The organism is Butyricimonas faecalis (assembly GCF_003991565.1).
GTDB lineage: Bacteria > Bacteroidota > Bacteroidia > Bacteroidales > Marinifilaceae > Butyricimonas > Butyricimonas faecalis.
Map to the genome: position 1 here is coordinate 4540649 of NZ_CP032819.1, position 15693 is coordinate 4556341.

Genomic DNA, 15693 nt, shown 5'->3' on the forward strand with positions numbered 1-15693 from the left:
ATGCGTGTTACCTTTTATTATAATGCATCCAAGAAAGTAACTTTAAAATTACAGAATTTTAAGGATTATCGTAAAGGTAAAAATTAATGATTAGTTGTTTAATAATACATTTTCGTAATTATATACTATTTACACCAAACATAAGATTTTAGTTTGGATTTTCCAAATCGCTTTTAAACATCAGCCTCATACTTTGTTATTTCTTATAAAGTAACTACCTTTGTACCGTTAAAATATTGATAGCATTAGCTATTGTTTTGAGGGCTAAGAAAACGACCAAATTTCAAAGACAACCTCGAAGAACATTAGTTAGTGCCTGCGTCTTGGCGTGGGCATTACTCTTGTTGTGGTTGTCGGGTGCTTGGTCGTACCTCTTAGTCAGACAAGGTAAGTCCACGCCTTTTTGCGTGTTCAAATAATAGGTGTGCTGTCGCATTATTCACCTATAAATACACGTAAAATGGAGAAATTACTCTTAGCCTTGTGTTTGTTATTTGTAAGTTGTGGCAATAACAAGAAAACAGAATCTACCACACAAGAAACCTCGCAACCTGTTACTGAAACAAAAGCGGCAAAAGAACCTAAAACATTAATCGCTGGTGATGAACTTACATTCCCAAGTAAAAACGGTGGAGAAGTGAAGTTCCTTTTCAAAGAGATTAACACCATTAAGCTATCGGACGGAACATATAATCTTGTTCTGAAAGTTCAAATCAAAAACAACTTAACCCAGCAACTTCTTATAAGTGATGTTTCTTGGAAGCTAACAGATACCGATATGATAGAAGTTGAAGAATCTGGGGTATATGATTCTGAATTTGAAATGTTCAAACCCGCAATGTTTTTCTTCACTACCGTAGATGCTGGTTTCGGAAAAGTGGAAGAAGTAGGCTACAAAGTAAACAAAGGAACTTACTACCTTAGTATATGGGGATATACTTCTGCAAAGATTGAAATACGGGATTAAGATTCCGTATTTTTATTTTTCAGAGAAGGCCCTTTCAGAGATTCGTCCACCAAAAAATTGAAAAGATTGGTTGCTTTTGTATGCTCTATATACAAATTGAAATCTTCAATTTGCAAACCTGCTTTAGTTAAGAGATTCTTTACTTGATTTTTTGTGAGGTTTTTCTTTTGCGGTATTTTAATGTAAAGTTCTCCTTTCTTATGTATATCAAAGCCATTAGTTATGTTAGTACAGGTAAATCCACTTTCACTTAAAAAGTGCTCAAATATATCTGTGGCTATTGGGTACAATTCACCACAATTTTCTTGCTGGTGGGACTTCAACATCTATTTTTACTATTTGATAGTTACTAATTGTTACTTCATAAGACTGTTCGGTAAGACTGACAGCTTCTTCGTCTGTAAAAATAGGAACTTTAATTGAAGTATCCGTAATATTCCAACCTAAATTATGAAGATTTTTATACGCATTCCTATTTTGAAGTTCCTCAAGTAGCGTTTGGTGTACTTGTTCTACAACTTCATTTACTGTTTCACCACGTCCAAAGAAATACTGTAACTCTGGGCAGTAACTACAATAGGTATCCCATCTCGCAGGTTCCGGATGTTTGAAAACCACGAGTTTCACTGAAACTGTTTCCATAAAATTAATTGAGTTTATGTGCCAGTTATTGTTCTATAACTAACACGGATTAAATTCTTATCAATGATTTTCTTGAATTTAATTTCCGGTGAGTTTTTGCGGGTGTTGTAATTATACTCGAACTCTGCACAATACTTAGAAAGGTGTTCCCTACTCGGTCTATGGTAAGTTCCCATTATTGACCGCTTCAAATGTGACCATGCACCTTCAATAGTATTAGTGTGTACCTTACCACGAACATATTCTTTACGTCTGTGATTTACTACATCATGTGCATAGTCCGAGCATAGTTTAGTGTATGCCCACCATTCATCGCTGTTTATATGGGTTCCTTTCTTAACTCGTTTGTGGATAATTGGCTCTAAGGTTTTACGCTTCGCATTTGGTACGGGTGTAATGGATAAACGTCCACCACGTTGTACAGCACCAAATACGGGAGTTTTATTCTCAGAACCACGACCACGTTTGCCCTTTTTCTTTCCACCAACATACGTTTCATCAACCTCGACTGTACCACGTAGCTGGTTATCGGAATTACGATGTTCCAGCATATAACGAACCTTGTGTAATAAATACCAAGCGCTCTTTTGTGTAACACCGATAGTCTTGGACAACTCAATAGAGCTAATACCTTTCTTAGATAATGAAATCAGATAGAAAGTAAGAAACCATTTCTGTAATGGGATGTTTGAGTTTTCATAAATTGTACCCGTTTTCACCGAAAACTGCTTTTTACAATGTGCGCACTTGAAAGTTTTCCCGTTTTTATAACGGTATATTTTCTGTGCGTTTCCGCAATGCGGACAAGTTGGAGTATTACCCCATCTTCGTTTCTCTAAATACTTTCTACAAGAATCCTCATCGGGAAACTGTTTAAAGAAATAGAATAAGTTAGCGTTATTACTCATATTTCACCGAAATTTACTTGAAGTTACAAAATTTCGCTGAAACATCCAAATTACTAATCAACAATATCTTATGTTATTTTTATAGTGATAACTAATGATATTTTTATAGGAATAACTACTTTTGTGCCCATGAATACAGATAGTTTACGCTTTAAGAAATACCTAAAATTTAGAGTAGAACCTAAAAGATGTCCTACTCATAACAAATCTGCCCACATATCAGTAACCCACATGGAGTATAAGATTACGGATTGCTGCTGTTCGGAGTTTGAGTCTTTTTTGAACGACCTTTGCGAAAAATACAGGGTTGGCATCTTGTTGGGGAAGTACAAAAACGTCCCAAGGAAACGCTTACGACCACCTCATCAAAATCATCAGTAGAATGTTTTTCCGATAACTCTTGTAATTTTTGTATTACTTCATCAAAAGACTTACATCTTTGAAAAGATAAATGCCGAGAACAATAATCTCGGCATAAACCACGTTTATTTTTATCCATTTTTATATTAGGTTAGTATTGTATATAATTGCGTACATTTTTATTTTTTCTCATCTACTAAATTTTAAGATATGTTGTATTTGGCATCTACAGAATATGAGAATTTGCATGGTCCGTTTAAATGTATTGTAATAAATGATACCTATATACACAAAAGGCGGGTTTTAGTAGTGGAAATAGATCCAATGTTGAGTGGTTCGGATTATGGAATTGGTTTACATGGAATCAAATATCTATTGTTACTTGCAAAATATAAGGATTCTGATTTTTTTAATTTGGGAAAAGAGCCAATAGATGTAGTGGTAATTATCCCTGAAAATTTGGACAATCCATTGGATTCTTTAAAACCTTGGAATAAAATGTTCAATATCGGTTGGGCTGAATTGTATGTTCGAAATAATTGATTAAAACTTGTCTAAAATAAGTTTTTGTACTGAAATTTACTAAATAGACCACAATATGTGTTTGAGAAATTTTTTTATTGTTCTCCTCAAATACAAGAATTAGCCGTGCGCCTTGGCTTGCAGAGAGACCCTTCAATAGGAGGTTGCGTTATGAGAGCTCGCCGGGAGGAGGCGTTGCCTGTTGAAACGATAATATCAAAATATTGCAACGGACGGCTACCGGGACGATAATAGATAACATGTTTACAGCAACCTGGGTAACCAATTGACAAACTTGACGGAGAACGTTGTTCCCACGCTGGAGGGAGATGTTTATTCCCGTGGTGGTTCTGTATCGGGAATTTACAGAATGAAAACATGACGAATGATAGCCGTCGTGTTTTGAATTTCGGTTATAATATTTTAAATTTGTATAATAAGGTTGAGATGATAGGTGGGATGTTGGAGGCAAAGTACTTTTACCTTGCTAGCAGGACGGAGTTAGGGGTGAGGGATGACCCGTTATTGAAAATTATTTGTTCCAAAGTCTCTATCATTTGCACCAATGTCAGGATGAAGGGTGGAAATTCCTTTGTTGAGGAGATTGGGAATGTTTATAAATAGATATTGTCGTAGAAGGCAAGATTGTTTTAAAAGGAACAGGAAGTTTTGTTAATAAGGTTTTGATGACTGGTTTAAAAGCCGTAGATTTTAAAATTGAGAAGACAATGTATTATTATAGCTTGCGGATATATACGGTAAATCTAATTCAAGTGAGACAGGTTAACGAGTTGTTAGGGGTAAGGTCAAATTATCCTAAGGAAGATGATTGGTCCTTGGAGGTTGTGCAAAAAGAAGATGATCCCCCATTTCTTTTTATAGATTATTTCCTTTCTTTATTGGAAGGTAAATATGAAAAATTAGAATCAATCGGAATATCTCGAGAAAATATTTCAATATGGGTATTATACGAGTATGAAGGGCAGTGTAATATGGAGTATGATCCTGTAAGTATAAAAAAGATGGGAGAAAATGGGATAGCACTTTGCATTTCTTGTTGGGAAAAATAGGGGTGAATTGTCCTAAAATTTTTCTGAATAGACAATAAGTATTATCACTCATGAAGACAAACAATGATACAAAGTACACGAAAGTGCTAGTGGCCCAATATAGTCCCCAAAATGGCTGTAACGTGACGGAAGGTGAGATGTTAATTATTAAACCACCAGTAAAAGAACCAAACAAGGAGTTTTCATATCACTTTGAAGGAGTAATGACAGGTAAAAAATCTCGTTATGGTTGGGTAAAAACGGTTCCCGAGTACACATTAGAAAATTATATTGATAAATATTTAAAAAATATTTCCGAGAAAGAATTAGTTTACTTGGAATGCATGCTTAATTCAATATCTAAATTGCAAACTAACACGCCTGTTGCTGTTGATTATCGTCAAAAATCAATGGGTGAGCCTATTTTCGTTTTACACGTACATAAAGTTATTTTTTATAAATAAGAATATATAGATGGAGTTCTTAAATATGTAGATAATTTTAAATTCAAGTAGTTTATGAAAGTACGTTGTGTCAGTAATAGAGGAATGGATTTGCGTCCTTATGAATATGAACAAATCGGAGAGGATATTTTGGGCAGATTTGGCGCATCAGCATATACACGATATGGAATAGAAATTGGTCGTGAATATTTGGTGATGGGAATTATTGTTTATCAAACTTATCAAGCTTATTTGATAGATGATGATGGTTTAATTCTTTCTTGTCCTTGCCAATTGTTTGAAGTTTTAGATGAGAGATTAATTTTTAATTGGGAGTTTAGAACAATTGGTAAAGATGAAGATATTTATCCTTTTGTACAAGCAATTTTGGGTTATACAGAATTATGTACAGATAAGAAATCATACGAAAATCTTATTATAGAGAAAGATGAATATGCGAGGCAAATATATTTTAAACGAAAAATAGAATTTGAGAATGAATAATGTATTCTCCTGAAAGAGTTCGTTCTAAAGTTATTTAGATATTAACGTGAAATGTAAAAATCATCGAGAAGGAAAAATGAAGAATTGCATTGGCGAGTTGGATCTAAGCAATGATTTTTTAATTTAAATTAAAGTACTATGGCTGAAGATAAGAAGCATAATTGTCATGTTTGTGGTTTGTATTCAGAAGATTTACCTTGGGGGAAAGATGGTCAAAGTCCAACTTATATTATTTGTGATTGTTGTGGCGTTGAATTTGGGAATGAAGATTATACGGTAGAATCAACGAAAAAATATAGGGAAGAGTGGATAAAAAAGGGAGCACCTTGGTTTATATCAAAGGCGAAACCTTTAAATTGGTCTTTAGAAAGGCAGTTAATGAATATTCCGAATAAATTTAAATGAACGGTCTTATTCTGAATAAATTTATTTAGGGAGTCTAAGGAGCATTTTATATACATTCGCACCCTAATGGTGGTGATGAAATTTATTCCATGATGCGGTGTAAAAATATTCGTAAGAATTTAAGGGAGAATATATAATTTAGGAAAAATAAATAATTGAATCGTATGAAAAAATACTACTTTTTTATTTGTATCGCACTATTGTTTTGTTCTGCATGTAAGAATAAAAAAAATAGTGAAAATGATAACGAGAGCAAGGATATATTCATCCCTATATTAAAAAACAAGTTAGACAGTTTTTTTGTTTATGCGGATACGACTTATGGGAGACATGGAGATCATGGATTATTATACACGATTTCATTTCATGAAAAAAATGGAAAACAAATTGTTAGTTTAGGTGTTGATTTTTTTTATCATCTAAGGCGAATTAAAGGATATACCTTCGTGAACGATCGCCTTGTAGTGTATAATGGAAATTATAGTGATCAAAAGCAATATCTACTAGATACATCAAAATTAACGATTTTTGCAGATACTATTCTCGGATATAGAAGTGATATTGTTTTGGATATGGATTACGAGGTAATAAAACAAGACTACCTAATATGTGATAAGGATAGTTTATCATTGATTTTTTCCGGTTTTTATTGATTATTGATTCATGATGTTTTTCCTAAATTGAAGGAGTGATTATTTATTTACAAATATTATTTGATGCTATCCAAGATTGGGGAAAAAATTCTGATCGTTATTTTGAAGTTATTTTGCCTACTCAAGCAAAGAAAAAAGTTGAAGAGTTTATGCTGAAATAAGGGCTTTCTAACAATATTATCCTAAAAAGCTCGGCAAAATTTTAGTCTATTATGAAATGTATTATACTGAAGAAGTAAACAAAACTTTATAATTAGTTGGCGCAAGCATATATCGTTTGCTCCAACCAAAATTAGCCATAAGGAAAAAAACAACTCCCAATGTATATACAAGAGTTACAAACGATACCACAATTTAAAGAAATCCAATGGAAAGCTGTACTAGAAACTTATTAATATGGAAAGTAAAGAGTTTAAAAAAGTGTTTGAAAAAGTTGCAAAAGCAAATAATTTTGAAAAGGCTTTTGGCGGTTGGTTTAAGGAAAGTACTGAATGTATTGTCGTCCTTTGTTTGCAAAAATCAAATTTTGGCGATTATTATGAATTAAATATTAAAATATTCATCCAGGGTATGTCTGGTAATAAGTATACGAGAAGCAAGGATTTGGTAAAGAAAAATGTTGGAGATGTTTTTACTCGACAACCAAGTGATTATTCTAATGTTTTGGATTTTGATATATCAATGGATGATGGAAAAAGAATAGAAAAACTAGAAAGTTTATTCCGTGAGTTTATAGTTCCTTTCACGGATATGGCTCTTTCTCGTTTAGGTTTGAGAGAATTAGCAAAGGAGGGAAAAATCTTTTTACTTCCAGCGGTTAAAGAAGGATTGACAATTTTGTCTTGAGATTATTAAAAATAAAGAAAGGAATAAAAGGATAGATAGGCTTTCGTGAATGATAGTTTATCATTGATTTATTCAGGTTTTTATTTGTTGAGTCGTAGAAATGATTAAAGCTACAATAAAATACGAAAAATATATATTATGATATTAGAATCAGAGGGTAGATTTGTAGAAATAATTATTTTGCATCGAAATAATTTAGAAAGTATAGATATTGAAGATGCAAATTGGTTGGATGCAGAGATAAAGATAAATGTTCCAGGATTTAAAGGCTATTATAATGCAAATTTAAGAACTGACGATTTTGAACGTTTTTATAAGGATTTGAATAAATTGAAAACAGATAGATTTTTTCAAATCGAGTTCACGACAATGGAGGAAGGGATTTATCTAAAAGGAACGCAAGGTTTACTAGGAACCATAAAATGGGAAGGAATAGCAAGATCGTATTGGGGTAATAGTGTTTTAACATTTGAGATAGAAACGGGTTTTGCGTCAATTGATGCTTTGATAGAACAAACACTGGAAATTCTAAATGAATATCCGGTTCAGGAATCGGAAAAGCTGGCGGAGCTTAAAAAGAATGAAATAGAATTTTGAAACGTTATGAATGGATATTATCGGATTAATAAACAAAGATGTTTGCAAAAGTTAGAGTCATGGTCAAAATTTATGATCCAAGGACAACGCTGGAAGTTATATGATGACATACATGTAGATGAAGTGAGTAAAGTATTTCAAGCACGAGATCGTTGGTTTAATGGAGGTCTATTTTTGCTAGATTGTTTATCAAAGAAATTAGACCAAGCATACGATTGCTTTTTGGCAATACCTTTACTTGAGACGGGGTGTAAAACAGATTTGAAAGACTTGAATATTGATTACATTAAAAAAAAATTTGCATGATATGACACCTCCTTCATTGTATGTACTTCCCAAAAAGGGGGTTGAACATGATGCGTGGTTTGGAGAATGGATCTTTTTGGATAAATTAAGTTCTTCGGGGAAGTGGAACGTGTATTTTGGAGAAAGGTACGATTATGACGAGTTTGTAAGAAGTGTTTTTTTTCTACCCAAATAGAAACTACGAGTGAAAAGGTTTTTGAAAGCAGCTTCACGTTGCCATTTTGGGGATAATTACTTTTTCAATTCGATTTTGACAGCTGATAATACGATAACAGGCGGGTTTTAGACTATTTTTGAGATGAAAGTTGCATTGGCGAGTTGAATCTGCTTATCAAAATTATACACTATTGATTTTCTTATAAAAATGTACTTTTGAAAAAGGACTTTTAAAATGGAATTATTTATGATGAGGGAAGAATTGTCATTACAAGAAAAATTGGAATACAGAAATATTCTTAATGGTATTGGAGAAATATTACTTCGATTAAACTTTTTGGGACAATATCAAGTAATAAGTGATTTGCTCAATTTATTAGATAAAAATGAAGATATGATTTTTATTAAAGAATTGAATGGTGTGAATATGTGGGGTGGAGCTGGTGCTGTATGGGAGGTTGGTATACAGGAAAAGAAAGATGAAATAACTTTTATAAATAAGTTGATAGAACTTATAGATTTTATGGAAACTACGAATGTATTAGGTCGAGGAATTAAGTCGATAAAAAGAATATTGAGTAGTATCAAGCAAGTAACTTGAAATATGGTACTGGAATTAGAGATAAATATGAGGGGGGATATATAGAGCCTTGCAGCCTTGGATTAAGTAGTGCAACTATTGTTAGGCTTAATGACTGGTTATCTGAATATTGGAAAGAACATGATAATGGATACATTGATAGTGCTATTATAGATATGCTTGATCAAAAAGGTTTGGAAATAGCTATGAGGATAAAAAAGGAATTACCTGAAATGAACGTGGAATATTTTTCTGATGCTCGAATGGTACCCGTTCTAAAGGAAAATATTGGCAGGATATGACTTGAGATGTCATGCTTTTACCGACTTGATATTTTAAAGTGTTTCCTTACTTTTGTCGGTTATATTTTGAATTAAGCGGGAGATAGGCGGGAAATAAGCGACCCAGTAGGAAGCACGGACGTGTCCCCTACGTTTTAAAGCCGTTTGGCAACTGTCTTTGCTTTTTGGAGGGAATATTTGTAAGGGATTTGTATTTACCTATTTCCATTTTATTTTCCCGTTAATTTATTTCGGATTCAAAATGAGAGAGAAGTATCTATATGGAGTTTTAGAAGCTTTGACTATTTCTTCGAATAATTTTTATAATCTTCGATAAGTCCCTCGCACATCCAGTTTGCCAGTGCTTGTCGGTTATCGTCCAGTAGGAAGCGTTGTTGGTCCCGGCTGTTCTGGATATTACCTAGTTCGATAAAGACGGCTACGGGAAGCGTTTGCTTGATAACGTACAAGTCCCGGGGAGAAACAGTTCCGGAGAAACCTCGCAGGGGTTGGTGCTTGTCGTATTTTCGGTTAAACACGTTTTGGAGAGTATTTGCCAGATGTTTGCCCTTGACACTTCCGTCGTAATGGTAAAAAAATACGTCAATTTGTTTGCTTTCACTCCGACTGTCGAGATGTATGAAAAGGGCTCGGCGGTAGTGTTCTTTGTCTTTCTTGTACAGTTCGTTGATCTTGTCGCAACGTTGTTGCAGGCGTTTAACTTGATTTAAGGGGATGGCCTGTCCCATACAGGTTTCCCGGTCGCTGACGTCAAGGAATTTTTCATCGCGGATGCCGTCTTGAGCATCCTGTATGATGATATGCACTTTGGCTCCTTTCGACATGAGGTTTCTGGCCAGGCGGAGCGTGATGTCGTAGGCGTATTCGTCTTCGTGTAGCGGGTGGCCCCGTAATTCCCCGATAGCACCGGGATCCGGTCCCCCGTGGCCGCTCACGAGATAGAAACAAGCCCCGTTCAATTCGTCTGAATCGATCGTGTATTTCGCCAGTTTTTCTCCGAAAAGAGGTTCATATCCCTCGTTGTTCAAGGGGGGAAGTGTGTAAGTCACATCGAGTTGCAGGCCGTTGTTCTTGTCAAGTTTATTTCGGTTTAATTCGAAGAATCGCTCCATGTGGAATGGTTTGGTACGATTGAATCGTTTTAGAAATTGCAGAACTCCTTCTCCCTTGTTTGCTTTGGCAGTTTCCTGTGCGGTAGCGGGAAACATGAAAATAGTTAAGAGTAGGAAAGAGAATATGGTGAGCGCGTGTTTCATAGGCATCATTTTGCTACAAAGATATAGATTTAGTTGTGGGTTGCAAGTTATAGGTTGTGAGTTTTGGCTTCGTCTCGTGGTGTTTTAATATTTAGTAACTTGTTGCTTTTGAGGGATTGAATATTTTGAAATGAATTTTAAAAAAAGCAATAATATAATTTGTTGACGCAACTTTTTAAAAATGTAATCATCCTATAGATGTATTTAAAAAAAAACAGCTATGAAAAATAAAACATGGAAATTTACACTTATTTGTTCGTTGATCGTGATGGGGTTTACGGCTTGTGACGATGATGACGAATATTATTACGTGGGCGGAGGTAGCTCATGGCTTAGTTATGGTAACCTCGAAAAAATTGATAATGGAAGCCGTTCCAAGTTTGCCATTCGCCGGGACGATGGTAACCGGCTGATCGTGACGGAAGGGATGCCTATTCGTTTTGACGGGGCGAAGGAAGATCTTCGGGTGTACGCGCATTACTCGATCGTGGGCAGTGAACGCGACGAGAGCGGGTTGGAAGGTAATATGAATTATTATGTTCGTCTTTACGGTTTGGATGATGTGTTGACAAAGGTGCCGGTAAAACAGTCTTTCATTCATGAAAACGAGGGAGTTCGACAAGATAGCATCGGTAATGACCCGATTAACGTGCAGGAAGCGTGGTTCGGCGGTAGGTATTTGAATGTCGAGTTCCGGATTCCGGTAAAAGACGGATCTAAAGAGAAACACTTTATTAATCTGGTACAGGACGATGTGGTGGCTCATCATGACACGGTGTACGTGACCTTGCGCCATAACGCGTACGGAGAAAAGCCCGGTACGGGTAACGATCGCGGGAATTTTTCCTGGGGTCGGGGACGGGTTTCTTTTGATTTGACATCTATCGTGCCTGAAGGACAGACGTCTGTACCGGTAAAACTGATCTGGACTGAATACGGGAAAAATGCTTCAGAAACGGTTCGCCGGGAAGATAGCGGTACTTATACCTTGAAAAATGCCAGGAAAACGGGTAAAGACAGGGGGTTGAATCAGGATAAGAGTAAGATGGTGTCGACGGAAGGTGTTGGGGAATGTGTGGTTGAATAACGGGAAAGGTCAGATAACTAACATTCTATTTTAATACTAAATAAGAAGAGCCGAACTCGTAAAGTTTCGGCTCTTTGTCAATAAAGTGAAATCTTGATATTGTATTGTTTAGAATATTCCGAATTTTAAGCCTGCAAAATAGGTTCTTGGTAGGCCCGGGCCGTAAATGTAGCCGGAATCCCGGAATTCTCCCTTGTCGAAATCGTTCTGGTAGCTATCGAATATATTCTGCATCCCGATGTTGAACTGGATCGTGTAACCTTGGCCGATCTTCATGTCGTATGCTAGTTTAATCGTGGTGTCGAAGAAGGAATCCGTTTTCTTCAGCACGTCTTTCTCGATGTACCCGGCCGAGTGCCCCACGTACATCGGCCCCGTGTAAGTTCCGGAGAGGGCTACCGAGAGGTTTTTGAACGGGAGCAGGTTTAGCGTGGCGTAGCCGTATTGGTCGGGTGAGCGTAACAGTTTGCGGCAGGCTTTCACGTCGGGGTCTTTGCTCCACGCGACGGGTTCATCGTATTTACTGCTTTGCAGGGTGGCCCCGAATTGTAGTTGTACGGATTTGTGCGGGGCGATTTTGCCTTCAAGGTTGAATCCTTTCACCACGGCGTTCGACCCGTTACGGCGTTCCAGTATTTTATTCTCGTCGTCCGATTCGATTTCTTCCAGCACGAAGGGGTTGTGGAGGCTGGTGTAGAATCCTTCCAGTAGGAGGTTGATCTGTACGGGGCCCCAGGTGGTGTAGTAATCTACGGATGCACTGTAACTGCGGGAACGTTCGGTCTTCAAGTCCTTTGCCACTTGTATAAGGGTCACTTCCCCGCCGACGGCTGCCACGTGGAGGTCTTCATCGTAGGTTTGGGGAGCCCGGAATCCCTCGGAATAGCTCGCCCGCAGGCTTAAATCGGGGATCGGGTTATAACGAATGTTCAAGCGGGGACTGAATATCGGATCGTCGATTTTCGAGTTTTTATCCAGACGTCCGCCTAATAAAAAGCTGAACTGTCCGGTTTTCCATTCGTTTTGAAGGTACGCGCTGTACACGGAGACGTCTTGATTGATTTCCCTGCGATAACCCAGCATGAGGTCGTTTAGCTTGTTGTAGGAGTATTCTATTCCCGCGGTGAGGGAAGAGGGCATAAATAGGAAGTTGTCGAAGTCGTGGGAGTACTGGGTTCCGCCTACAACCGTGAAGTCTTTGGTCTTCCCGTAAGCGTTCGTGTCTTGGCCGGCTCCATAGTAGGATTCGCGTCCTATGCTCTGGATGGAAGTGTAGACGTTCAAGTGGTGTTTGTAGTCCTTTGACGAGAGCGTGTAGTTCAAGCTCCCGCCGTGAATGTTGTGATCGGCTTGTTCTGCCACGTCGGCTTCGTGAGGTGGTCTGTCTAAATTGTTGCCTCCTCGACGGAATTCTTTGATATGATGGTATTCTAGGGTGAATTTACTGAAGTGGGTCGGTTTGTAATAAGTCTTGAAGCCGAGTGTCGTGTTGTTCATTTTTCCCAGTTCGGAAAAACCATCGTTGTCGTGGTCATAAGCCTGACGGTCGCGCACCATGCCGAACAGGTAGATTCCGGCATCCTGTTGATCGTTGACGATGGCCCCGTTGAAGGCGGTCACGTTGTCAAAGCTTTCCCCGTCGATGGCGGAAAGGGTGTGCCCAACCTGGAAAAAGTTGTACAAGGGTTCTTTCGTGATGATGTTGATTGTGCCGGCGATGGCGTTTGAACCGAAGAGGGCGGAACCACCACCCCGTAGTACCTCTACTCGTTCGATCATGTTGGCGGGAATTTGTTCCAAACCGTACACCCCGGCAAGTGAGCTGCACATGGGGCGACTGTCAATCAATATTTGGGAGTAGGGACCGTCCAGCCCGTTGATGCGCACTTGCTGGAAACCGCAGTTTTGGCAGTTATTTTCAACCCGTAGTCCCGGCTGGAAGTTTAATCCTTGGGACAAGCACACGGAGTTCGTGTTCTCGAATACTTTGGGTGATAGTACATTGACGATAACGGGGGCTTCCCTTCTATCCGTTTCATTCCGGTTTGCGGAGACCACGGCTCCATCGAGCATAACGGCATCCTCGCTGATTTCGAAGTTGACTTCCTGGGTTTTCCCTCGCACGATCATGATTTCTTTCTCTGCGCTTTTATAACTAACTCCTTGTACACGGAGTGTGTATTTTCCTTCCGGTAGGTTTTTCAAGAAAAAATGTCCGGTTTCGTCTGTGGCCGTACCGATGTTGGTTCCCTTCAACAATATGGTCATGAAGGGGAGATGTTCTCCGGTTTCTTTCAAGATAACGTGTCCGGTGATATGTAAGGGGGGTAAAACGAAATGCGATAAATTGAGTTATTCCACATAAACGGAATAGCTTTGATATACAAATAGTTATGATTGAATAGGAGAGGAGAGAGGGAAAAACGAAAAGTTTACTCTGCTTTACTTTGGCTTTACTTTAGACTTTACTCTGAATAGTTTGAACGCCTATCTGCTTTACACTGCAGCGAAAACTTAATATACGGTGGAGTAGGAGAGGAGAGGGGTGAGCACATTGGCCGCAGAACGCTTTTATTTAAGCGGATTGCGGCTTTTTTATGCTCTGTTGATAGGATTATCATTTCATATTAAAATAGCCTGAATTCGGCGTTCAAAATAGCGGAAATAGGAGAGGGGCAAATGGTATTCATTTGAGGGTGGAATATTGCGTTTTTTAGGGGTTGGTTGTGCATTTGGTTGTGCGTTTGGTTGTGCATTTTTGTAATAAAAAAAACGAAATGTTTTTAATGGTTGTGCATTTGGTTGTGCATTTCCCGTTAAAAATAGACGTGTTTAGATATAGAAATTGCCTATTTATTAGCTGTTTTATAGTTGTTTTGTGGTTTTCAGAGGGGGAAAATACCATAAAAAAATAATAGAAATCAGCATATATTGTTGTTTAATATGCTGATATACAATATAATGAATAACTGATTCTTATTTGATAAAAATCAAAAGTGCGTGTGCAGCTAATATTTGGGACACTTTTTCCCGAAAATTATACGACATCTGCACATATTGCATCGGGTGCAGCCGATTGTTGTGTACCCAATAACTTTACTTGTTCTTTTAATTTGCCGATTTCCTCTGCTTGTTCTGCGATTTTCTCTATAAAGTAGTGGGTGTTTTGGTCGGGAGGTGTGTATTGCGTCTGAGAGGTAGAATTATACAGCATCTCCCCTCTTTCCATTAATAACCACTCTGCTGATATATTCGCATTTGCGCATACTTTTTCGAGGACATCATAAGATGGCTTACCTTGCCTCGTACCTACAACATTCTCAATCACAGTAGCAGATACACCTATTGCGTTGGCAAAAGCTCGTTTGTTTCCGCCGTACAATTCTTTGATAATATGGTTCATTCGTTCATTTATAGTCATACCTCTCCTATTTTATTTGCGCAAAAGCGAATAAAATATTCGCAATTACTTGTTTTATTCGCAAATGCGAATTATATTTGCAGCACGATAACAATGTAAACGGCTGTAAAAGTACAAAAAGCGGTTGATATTGCAATGAATAACTAATAAAAACAGAATTATGCAAGCAATTAAGGTACAAATCTATTTTTCGGAATGGGAAAAAGTAAGTGATTTTATTTCTGAAATAAATATAGATGAAGAAATGGCGGCTTACGCTATTGATAACAGAACTATGGTGATAGCGACAGTTGGAGAGTGTTCTATGGCCTATGCAAAGGCACAGCTGAAAACTTGGTTTAGTGATCCTACTATTGAAACCATTAAATAAGAAAAACATGAAAAAGAGAATTGTAGTTGAGTACGGGAAAATATCCCAAATCTCAAAAGATTTTAAGGTGACGAGGCAGGCCGTTTATAAGGCATTGAATTATTTGAGTAATAGTTCTAAGGCTACATTAATCCGAAAGGTAGCCATTGAACGTGGAGGCGTTGAAATCGGTGATCAAAAGGAAACGGCATGAAAAGGATGTTTTTGCTCCTTTTGGGAGATGAGTTTAAAGAGTATTTCTCTTTGACTACAAAGTAAAAGTTTTATGTGTGGTATTTCTGCTTGAGTTTCTGTTTTTTGTGTATAACAGATGATAGTC

General features: G+C 37.4%; 24 protein-coding genes. 18 read left to right on the plus strand and 6 right to left on the minus strand.

Features of this window, described 5'->3' with window-relative positions; all coding sequences use genetic code 11:
* The first annotated feature begins 460 nt into the window (after window positions 1–460).
* On the plus strand, window positions 461–967 hold the full coding sequence (locus D8S85_RS19315) for a hypothetical protein (RefSeq protein ID WP_106482176.1): 507 nt from the start codon (window positions 461–463) through the stop codon (window positions 965–967).
* Here the strand turns inward: D8S85_RS19315 and D8S85_RS19320 are convergent.
* From D8S85_RS19320 to D8S85_RS19330, 3 genes are read right to left on the minus strand one after another with little or no spacing between them, the layout of a single operon-like run.
* Window positions 964–1293, minus strand: coding sequence for a hypothetical protein (locus D8S85_RS19320; protein WP_127074757.1), 330 nt, complete (start codon window positions 1291–1293; stop codon window positions 964–966). The genes D8S85_RS19315 and D8S85_RS19320 overlap by 4 nt on opposite strands.
* Window positions 1259–1609, minus strand: a complete 351-nt coding sequence (locus D8S85_RS19325) for a hypothetical protein (protein WP_106482180.1) — start codon at window positions 1607–1609, stop codon at window positions 1259–1261. The genes D8S85_RS19320 and D8S85_RS19325 overlap by 35 nt, the downstream gene beginning before the upstream one ends.
* A 14-nt stretch (window positions 1610–1623) precedes the next feature.
* Window positions 1624–2517, minus strand: coding sequence for an IS1595 family transposase (locus D8S85_RS19330; RefSeq protein WP_106482182.1), 894 nt, complete (start codon window positions 2515–2517; stop codon window positions 1624–1626).
* 570 nt (window positions 2518–3087) lie between these two features.
* Here D8S85_RS19330 and D8S85_RS19335 point away from each other — a divergent pair.
* The 14 genes from D8S85_RS19335 (at window position 3088) to D8S85_RS19385 (ending at window position 9240) form a co-directional block, all read left to right on the plus strand.
* A complete protein-coding gene (locus tag D8S85_RS19335) occupies window positions 3088–3420 on the plus strand; it encodes a hypothetical protein (protein ID WP_106482184.1) in 333 nt (110 codons plus the stop codon).
* Window positions 3421–3777: 357 nt separating this feature from the next.
* Entirely contained in the window at window positions 3778–4023 is a 246-nt protein-coding gene (locus tag D8S85_RS21705) for a hypothetical protein (protein ID WP_106482188.1), read from the plus strand.
* Window positions 4024–4085: 62 nt separating this feature from the next.
* Complete coding sequence (locus D8S85_RS19340) at window positions 4086–4469, plus strand: hypothetical protein (protein WP_106482190.1); 384 nt, start codon at window positions 4086–4088, stop codon at window positions 4467–4469.
* Window positions 4470–4519: 50 nt separating this feature from the next.
* Window positions 4520–4912 (plus strand): hypothetical protein, encoded by a 393-nt coding sequence (locus D8S85_RS19345; RefSeq protein WP_127075563.1) that lies wholly within the window; start codon window positions 4520–4522, stop codon window positions 4910–4912.
* 54 nt (window positions 4913–4966) lie between these two features.
* The gene (locus D8S85_RS19350; RefSeq protein WP_106482194.1) at window positions 4967–5395 is read left to right on the plus strand and encodes a hypothetical protein; all 429 of its coding nucleotides are present in this window, start codon (window positions 4967–4969) and stop codon (window positions 5393–5395) included.
* Between the two features lie 138 nt (window positions 5396–5533).
* The gene (locus D8S85_RS19355; protein WP_106482196.1) at window positions 5534–5800 is read left to right on the plus strand and encodes a hypothetical protein; all 267 of its coding nucleotides are present in this window, start codon (window positions 5534–5536) and stop codon (window positions 5798–5800) included.
* Window positions 5801–5964: 164 nt separating this feature from the next.
* Complete coding sequence (locus tag D8S85_RS19360; protein WP_106482198.1) at window positions 5965–6453, plus strand: hypothetical protein; 489 nt, start codon at window positions 5965–5967, stop codon at window positions 6451–6453.
* A gap of 35 nt (window positions 6454–6488) precedes the next feature.
* Entirely contained in the window at window positions 6489–6614 is a 126-nt protein-coding gene (locus tag D8S85_RS22120; RefSeq protein ID WP_262708589.1) for a hypothetical protein, read from the plus strand.
* 235 nt (window positions 6615–6849) lie between these two features.
* The gene (locus D8S85_RS19365; protein WP_127075565.1) at window positions 6850–7299 is read left to right on the plus strand and encodes a DUF4304 domain-containing protein; all 450 of its coding nucleotides are present in this window, start codon (window positions 6850–6852) and stop codon (window positions 7297–7299) included.
* A 138-nt stretch (window positions 7300–7437) separates the two neighbouring features.
* A complete protein-coding gene (locus tag D8S85_RS19370) occupies window positions 7438–7896 on the plus strand; it encodes a WapI family immunity protein (RefSeq protein WP_106482202.1) in 459 nt (152 codons plus the stop codon).
* A gap of 6 nt (window positions 7897–7902) precedes the next feature.
* Complete coding sequence (locus D8S85_RS19375) at window positions 7903–8202, plus strand: hypothetical protein (protein WP_127075567.1); 300 nt, start codon at window positions 7903–7905, stop codon at window positions 8200–8202.
* Window position 8203: 1 nt separating this feature from the next.
* The gene (locus D8S85_RS21610) at window positions 8204–8377 is read left to right on the plus strand and encodes a hypothetical protein (protein ID WP_172726546.1); all 174 of its coding nucleotides are present in this window, start codon (window positions 8204–8206) and stop codon (window positions 8375–8377) included.
* A gap of 228 nt (window positions 8378–8605) precedes the next feature.
* Window positions 8606–8959, plus strand: a complete 354-nt coding sequence (locus tag D8S85_RS19380) for a hypothetical protein (protein WP_127075569.1) — start codon at window positions 8606–8608, stop codon at window positions 8957–8959.
* Window positions 8956–9240: a hypothetical protein gene (locus D8S85_RS19385; protein ID WP_106482208.1), complete on the plus strand. Its 285-nt coding sequence runs from the start codon at window positions 8956–8958 to the stop codon at window positions 9238–9240. The genes D8S85_RS19380 and D8S85_RS19385 overlap by 4 nt, the downstream gene beginning before the upstream one ends.
* Before the next feature lie 281 nt (window positions 9241–9521).
* Here D8S85_RS19385 and D8S85_RS19390 read toward each other — a convergent pair whose 3' ends face one another.
* Window positions 9522–10502, minus strand: a complete 981-nt coding sequence (locus D8S85_RS19390) for an N-acetylmuramoyl-L-alanine amidase family protein (protein WP_106625181.1) — start codon at window positions 10500–10502, stop codon at window positions 9522–9524.
* A 214-nt stretch (window positions 10503–10716) separates the two neighbouring features.
* Here D8S85_RS19390 and D8S85_RS19395 point away from each other — a divergent pair, with 214 nt between their 5' ends.
* Window positions 10717–11583 carry a NigD1/NigD2 family lipoprotein gene (locus D8S85_RS19395; protein ID WP_106482210.1) on the plus strand — a complete coding sequence of 289 codons (867 nt, stop codon included), beginning with the start codon at window positions 10717–10719 and terminating at the stop codon, window positions 11581–11583.
* 108 nt (window positions 11584–11691) lie between these two features.
* Here D8S85_RS19395 and D8S85_RS19400 read toward each other — a convergent pair whose 3' ends face one another.
* Together D8S85_RS19400 and D8S85_RS19405 are read right to left on the minus strand one after the other, a co-directional pair.
* Window positions 11692–13899, minus strand: coding sequence for a TonB-dependent receptor (locus D8S85_RS19400; RefSeq protein WP_228423365.1), 2208 nt, complete (start codon window positions 13897–13899; stop codon window positions 11692–11694).
* 721 nt (window positions 13900–14620) lie between these two features.
* Window positions 14621–15004 (minus strand): hypothetical protein, encoded by a 384-nt coding sequence (locus tag D8S85_RS19405; RefSeq protein WP_013611129.1) that lies wholly within the window; start codon window positions 15002–15004, stop codon window positions 14621–14623.
* Window positions 15005–15164: 160 nt separating this feature from the next.
* On the opposite strand from D8S85_RS19405, the gene D8S85_RS19410 reads away from it, so the two are divergent.
* Both D8S85_RS19410 and D8S85_RS19415 read left to right on the plus strand, forming a co-directional pair.
* Window positions 15165–15374 carry a hypothetical protein gene (locus D8S85_RS19410; protein WP_013611128.1) on the plus strand — a complete coding sequence of 70 codons (210 nt, stop codon included), beginning with the start codon at window positions 15165–15167 and terminating at the stop codon, window positions 15372–15374.
* Window positions 15375–15381: 7 nt separating this feature from the next.
* A complete protein-coding gene (locus D8S85_RS19415; protein ID WP_013611127.1) occupies window positions 15382–15567 on the plus strand; it encodes a hypothetical protein in 186 nt (61 codons plus the stop codon).
* Window positions 15568–15693 lie beyond the last annotated feature (126 nt).